We start from the raw sequence: 5,912 nt of genomic DNA, 5'->3' as shown, positions 1-5,912 counted from the left end.
CCGCCCGTCCAAAAAAGACGGGCGGGACGCCCATCCCACAATAACAATTAAAATTGTAAGTTATTTAATTCGCGATCCATAGTTAAGTTATCCCTTAGTCGATTTTAGATTTTAGATTTTAGATTCACTTCACAGATGAATCTGGGAGATTGAACCTTAATCTAAAATTTTTATCTCTCCACGACTGTTGTCTGAAAGCAAGTATCCTTTTTTGGATGAATCAGGACGCTGCATCCTGATTCATCCATTGACAGAAAACTCTAGTTTTCAGTACAAACACGGACTAATTATGAACAATTAACCGGACATCATATAAGTGATAGCCTGAGTAATTTCCGCCGTCGGCGCACTGAAACTGTTGGCTAATTTTTTTTATGAGAAATATTAGGATTTTGTAATAAAAGTTTATCAAACGAGTCGGGCGCAGCAGTTTTCTGCTCTTGAAAGAGATCGAAATCTTCCCAATTTGGGCAGTTCTTTGATTGTGACTTAAGAACCGAGGGGAAATATTCAGCCATTTGGCTAATGGTTTATTGGCTAATTAGCTGAATTATTAATTTGCTAGTTTGAGTATGCTAGAGTTAGTCAGGTTCAGATATAAAGTGGCATCTGTTATCTAAGTATCATGCTCAAAATTTTGGTAATTGAGGACGACGAATTAATCCGGGAAACTCTTCTACAACTCCTGGAATCTCACAGCTACCGGGTCATTGGGGCCGAGAACGGTCGAGTTGGGGTGCAGATGGCACTTTCGGAGATACCAGATTTAATTTTGTGCGATGTGCAGATGCCGGAACTCGACGGTTATGACGTGTTGCGGACGCTGCGGCAAAACTCGCTAGCTGCAACAATTCCATTTATTTTCCTCACGGCTCAAAGTGACAAAACCGATTTTCGTCGGGGGATGGAATTGGGAGCCGACGATTACCTGACAAAGCCGTTTACCAAGGCTGAATTGCTGGGAGCCATTGCTTCTCGCGTCTTGAAACGGCAAACTATTACTCAACCGCTGACAGTCGCGCTTCACCAAGCAGAAGCCAGACTCAAAGATTTAGTTAACGACTCCACTAAGGTTACAACCCTCTCTCCTGAAAAGTTTGCTCTCGAAGCTTTGCTGCGCCACGCTTTGGCACAAGGTGAGTTTCAGGTATATTATCAGCCACAAGTGAATATTGCTACCGGCCAAGTTATCGGCGCCGAAGCTTTAGTGCGCTGGCAAAATCCCGATCGAGGTATAATTTCTCCCTGCGAATTTATTCCCTTAGCAGAAGAAACAGGTTTAATTATTCAGATTGGCGAGTGGGTACTGCTTTCAGCTTGCGCTCAAGCCGCTAGTTGGCTGGCTGCGGGGTTTTCGCCCTTTACAATATCAGTAAACTTGTCGGCCCGGCAGTTGTCCGACCCGGAACTCAAGGCGCGAATCGTCCAAATATTGGAAACTACAGGTTTAGAGCCTGCTAATTTAGAATTAGAAATGACCGAAAGCGCTTTGGTGGAAAATGCGACAGTAGCAGGCACTACTTTAAACCAACTTAAAGCTCTAGGAATTCGGATTGCTATTGACGACTTCGGCACCGGTTACGCTACTTTAGGATATCTTAAGCAATTTGCTTTTGACAGTTTAAAGATCGATCGAATTTTCGTCCGTAATGCCAACGAAGATACTCAAAATGCTGCTATTACTACAGCAGTAATTTTACTGGGTCACAGTTTGAATATGACTGTAATTGCTGAGGGAGTGGAAACAGAAGCAGAACTAGATTTTTTGAAACAACATCAGTGCGATATCATGCAGGGGTATCTGTTCAGTCGTCCCGAACCAGCAGCGATAATTGAAAGTATGTTGGTTGCCGACCCGAATGTGTTCGCGCCGCCCCCAGCAGCACCTAGTCGCGTTGTTCCTTTTGTATCGGTGTCCGAACCAGAAAAATCTAAAAACCTTTCAATGTCGCGTCTAGGAATAGTGTAAGTCTCACCAAGATTTCTGTATAATAGGATAAAATTCTTTCTTTTACCTTCTATTGTCTGCATAAAAGTTGACGCTACCTCATAAAAAGTTGTAGCTTTTGATGATAGGCGAATCAAAGAAAGTATTGTTCCCCATATTCCTCTATTGCTTCCCCTTTTAGGCGCTCAGCCCCTAATTGGACTATTTGAGAAAGTGTGCCGTCTTGAAATTGCGAACCTTTATCAAGTGGCAGGAGGTAAACTCATTTAAGTTCCTACTTTGGGACTGGCAGTTTCAAGAACTGTCCAACTGGAATTGGTGCAAGCCTGTCATGGAAACAATATTAGTGGTGGACGACGAAGCAGACTGTCAAACAGTCTTAGCAATGTACCTGGAAAGTCAAGGATATCGGGTGGAATGCGCTAATTCAGGGGTTGAGGCGCTCTCGATGTTTGAAAATGCCCCCCCAGATTTGGTAATTTCAGATGTCATGATGCCGGAAATGGACGGGTTTGAGTTTTGTCGCCGTTTGCGAACTACCCGTTTGGGACAGTTAGTCCCCTTTATATTTTTGTCGGGTCAAGGCGAGTTGGAGTCGAAAGTTGAAGGTCATTCGATCGGCGGTGACGATTATCTGGTAAAACCTTTTCAGTCTGAAGAAATTTTAGCTAAGGTAAAAGCGCAGTTAGAGCGCTCTCACCGCATTCACGCCGAAATTGTCCGCCTGCTGCAAACTTCTAGCGGTAGGGCGGTGGAACCACAATTTGTGGCAGTATTGCCAGCACCTGCACCTTTGCCTTTAACACCAGCCGAGGAAAGAGTTTTTTGGGAGGTTATCCAGGGTTATACTAACAAACAAATTAGCGATCGGCTGTTTATTAGCCCCCGGACTGTGCAAGCTCATTTAGGCAGCATTTTCAGTAAATTACAGTTAGACAATCGGGCCCAGCTTGTGAGATTTGCCCTAGAAAGAGGATACAAACCACCTCAAACTTAGCTCGGAGTTCAACCTAGGGTGCGCCAGCCAGCCAGGGGATTTAAGATTTTAGATTTTAGATTTTAGATTTACTCCACAGATGAATCTGGGAACTAGAGTCTAAAATTTTTCTTCCACATTCAAAACACAATAAGGATAATTAGTTATCACACAAACCCCCGGCCCCAAATTCGTACCCCGCAAGTTGCCACGTCCCAAATCAGCCTGCCGCACGTTATTCGCCGCATCAATATTTGTCCCGGTCAATTGAGCCCCAGGAAGCCTAGTATTTGACAAAATAGCATTCTGCAAATTAGTATCCCGCACATCCGCGAAAGACATATCCGCTCCGCTTAAATTCGCACGACTCAAATTAACTCTAAACAGCAGCGAACGCCTCAAATCGGCATTCGACAAATTAGCTTGCAACAGATAAGCTTCCCCCAGATTCGCATTAAAAAGTTTAGCACCGCGCAAATCAGCACTCGTCAGATTCGCTCGCCCCAAAAAAGCATTAGACAAATCCGCATTTCGCAGATTAGCACCATTCAATTCAGCCCCGTACATTTCGGCATTAACTAAGTTAGCATTGGCCAAATTAGCATCACTTAAATCCGCTTCTAGCAAATTAGCTTCATAGAGATTTGCTCCGCTTAAATCGGCTCCTCTTAAATTAGCTCTGTACAAGCTAGCCTTGAACAAATCAGCATTTCTCAAGTCACAGCCTTCGCACTCTTTAGTTTCCAGCAATTGCCTAACATGATCTGGATTTTGAGCCTTAACGGGATCTGCCAGCCCAAACAAAGCTAAACTTGCCGTTACAGTTGCCAAGAGTTTAAGTTTCACAAACAAACCTCACTGCTACTTCAAACAAATTATACTAGCAAACTATAGACTTTAAACCCATATCCCTCTCTCTTTCCTCTTGCTCTGCGTTCTCTGCGCCCTCTGCGGTAAATATTCAAAAAAATGATTCGCAGCCAATGATTTAGACCTGCTGACAGCAAGGCGGGCCAAGCCCGCCCTACTTAACTTAATTAAGCTTCATCTAAAGCAGCAACACCAGGCAATTCCTTACCTTCTAGCAGCTCCAAACTAGCACCGCCACCCGTAGAAATGTGGCTCATTTGTTCACCTAAATGCAACTGTTCCACAGCCGCCACCGAGTCACCACCACCGATAATTGTGGTAGTACCAGTTTTAGTAAGTCCAGCCAAAGAATGAGCAATACCTTCAGTTCCCACAGCAAACTTCTCCATCTCAAACACGCCCATCGGCCCGTTCCAGATGACCGTTTTGCAATCGGCCAAAGCATCTTGGAAAGTTTTTACTGAATCCGGGCCGATATCCAAACCCATCCAACCGTCGGGGATGCTTTCAACAGAGACAGTTTGAGTGTTAGCATCAGCAGCAAACTTGTCAGCAACTACCACATCAGTAGGTAACAGAAAAGTAACTCCCCGTTCCTTCGCCTTAGCTTCCAAAGACTTAGCCAGTTCCAGCTTGTCCTCTTCCACCAAAGACTTGCCAACGTTCAAGCCACGAGCTTTGTAGAAGGTGAAAACCATGCCACCGCCCAACAGCAGTTTGTCGCACTTTTCGAGCAGTTTTTCAATGACTCCAATCTTGCTGGAAACCTTAGAACCGCCGATTATAGCAGCTAAAGGACGCTGAGGATTGTCGATCGCACTGCCGAGATATTGCAGTTCCTTCTCCATCAAAAACCCAGCCACAGAAGGACTCAGATACTTAGTAACGCCCTCAGTAGAAGCGTGAGCCCGGTGAGCCGTACCAAAAGCATCATTGACATACAAATCGGCCACAGAAGCTAACTTCTTAGCAAATTCTGGGTCGTTTGCCTCCTCCTCTGGGTAGAAGCGGACATTTTCCAGCAACAGCACATCGCCATCTTGCATCGCCGCGACTGTAGCAGCGACTTCATCACCAATGCAGTCGTCAGTCTTTTTGACCTCTTTGCCCAACAATTCCGACAGGCGCACAGCAACCGGCGTCAAGCGCAACTTCTCCGTCACACCCTTGGGACGGCCGAAGTGGCTGCACAAAATCACCTTAGCGCCCTTGGACGCTAAATCTTGAATTGTCGGCAGAGCCGCCCGGATGCGAGTATCATCGGTGATATTGCCGTTGTCGAGCGGCACGTTAAAGTCCGCCCGCACCAATACCCGTTTGCCCGATAAGTCCGATGCCGATAAATTTGCTACAGTTTTTTTTGTCACAGGATTAACCTCCTAATATGTGTGTTTTTGTCGAATTCCGTTGAAATGGCGGCACTGGTAACTTGCACCCCGGCCTCGGACGCATTCAACCGCGCCCGTACAAAAAACGGAAGATGGAACAAACGGCACTGATTGGCTTAACCTAAACATTTTATCGGAGTCCGTGTCCCGGAGATGTGCAGTATGTTCAAGACAGTCTTATTTCCTGTAGACCAAAGCCGAGAAGCCCGCGAAGCTGCCGAAAAGGTGGTCAATATCGTAAAAACCTACGGTGCTCGTTTAGTTATTCTCTCGGTAGTCGAGCCCCCAGCCGAGGAGGCCGACGCCCCCGCGCGCGAGGTGATGACTTCCCCCGAAGCAGTCGCCAAACTTCTTTCTGAGGCCCAATCGATGTTTTCCCAGCAGGGAATTGAAGCTGAAATCATCGAACGGGAAGGCAAACCTGCTTTCACGATTTGCGATGTGGCGGACGAAATTGGGGCCGATTTGATTGTGATGGGCTGTCGGGGGATGGGTTTAACCGATGATGGGGCGTCTGACAGCGTTACCAGTCGGGTAATCAATCTGTCTCCTTGTGCAGTTTTGATTGTGCCTTAGTTATTAGTCATTCGTCATTAGTTATTAGTCACGTGTTATATCGTGTCCGACTAAATCAACGTAGATTCTGTAGGGGCGGGTTCACCCGTATCTATTATGTAAATCCAGGGTATGCGTAAACCCGCCCTGACACAGCGACTAATGGCTAATGACT

General features: G+C 45.9%; 5 protein-coding genes. 3 read left to right on the top strand and 2 right to left on the bottom strand.

The window, feature by feature from the left end; genetic code table 11:
* Positions 1-625 precede the first annotated feature (625 nt).
* Both QUB10_RS30975 and QUB10_RS30970 read left to right on the top strand, forming a co-directional pair.
* Positions 626-1,969, top strand: a complete 1,344-nt coding sequence (locus tag QUB10_RS30975; RefSeq protein ID WP_333206989.1) for an EAL domain-containing response regulator — start codon at positions 626-628, stop codon at positions 1,967-1,969.
* Between the two features lie 202 nt (positions 1,970-2,171).
* A complete protein-coding gene (locus QUB10_RS30970; protein WP_445300807.1) occupies positions 2,172-2,945 on the top strand; it encodes a response regulator in 774 nt (257 codons plus the stop codon).
* A gap of 99 nt (positions 2,946-3,044) precedes the next feature.
* Here the strand turns inward: QUB10_RS30970 and QUB10_RS30965 are convergent, their stop codons facing one another.
* Complete coding sequence (locus tag QUB10_RS30965; RefSeq protein WP_333206988.1) at positions 3,045-3,770, bottom strand: pentapeptide repeat-containing protein; 726 nt, start codon at positions 3,768-3,770, stop codon at positions 3,045-3,047.
* A gap of 191 nt (positions 3,771-3,961) precedes the next feature.
* Positions 3,962-5,161 carry a phosphoglycerate kinase gene (locus QUB10_RS30960; protein WP_333206987.1) on the bottom strand — a complete coding sequence of 400 codons (1,200 nt, stop codon included), beginning with the start codon at positions 5,159-5,161 and terminating at the stop codon, positions 3,962-3,964.
* A gap of 183 nt (positions 5,162-5,344) precedes the next feature.
* Here QUB10_RS30960 and QUB10_RS30955 point away from each other — a divergent pair, with 183 nt between their 5' ends.
* The gene (locus tag QUB10_RS30955; RefSeq protein ID WP_333107288.1) at positions 5,345-5,758 is read left to right on the top strand and encodes a universal stress protein; all 414 of its coding nucleotides are present in this window, start codon (positions 5,345-5,347) and stop codon (positions 5,756-5,758) included.
* Positions 5,759-5,912 lie beyond the last annotated feature (154 nt).

This window comes from Microcoleus sp. B5-D4 (genome assembly GCF_036705145.1).
GTDB lineage: Bacteria > Cyanobacteriota > Cyanobacteriia > Cyanobacteriales > Microcoleaceae > Microcoleus.
The sequence above is the reverse complement of the archived record's forward strand: the minus strand, read 5'-3'. Positions and strand labels throughout refer to the sequence as shown.

Bases quoted from the DNA above. Each gene is read 5' to 3' on its own strand.
- QUB10_RS30975 (WP_333206989.1), top strand. From the start codon at position 626: ATGCTCAAAATTTTGGTAATTGAGGACGACGAATTAATCCGGGAAACT.
- QUB10_RS30955 (WP_333107288.1), top strand. From the start codon at position 5,345: ATGTTCAAGACAGTCTTATTTCCTGTAGACCAAAGCCGAGAAGCCCGC.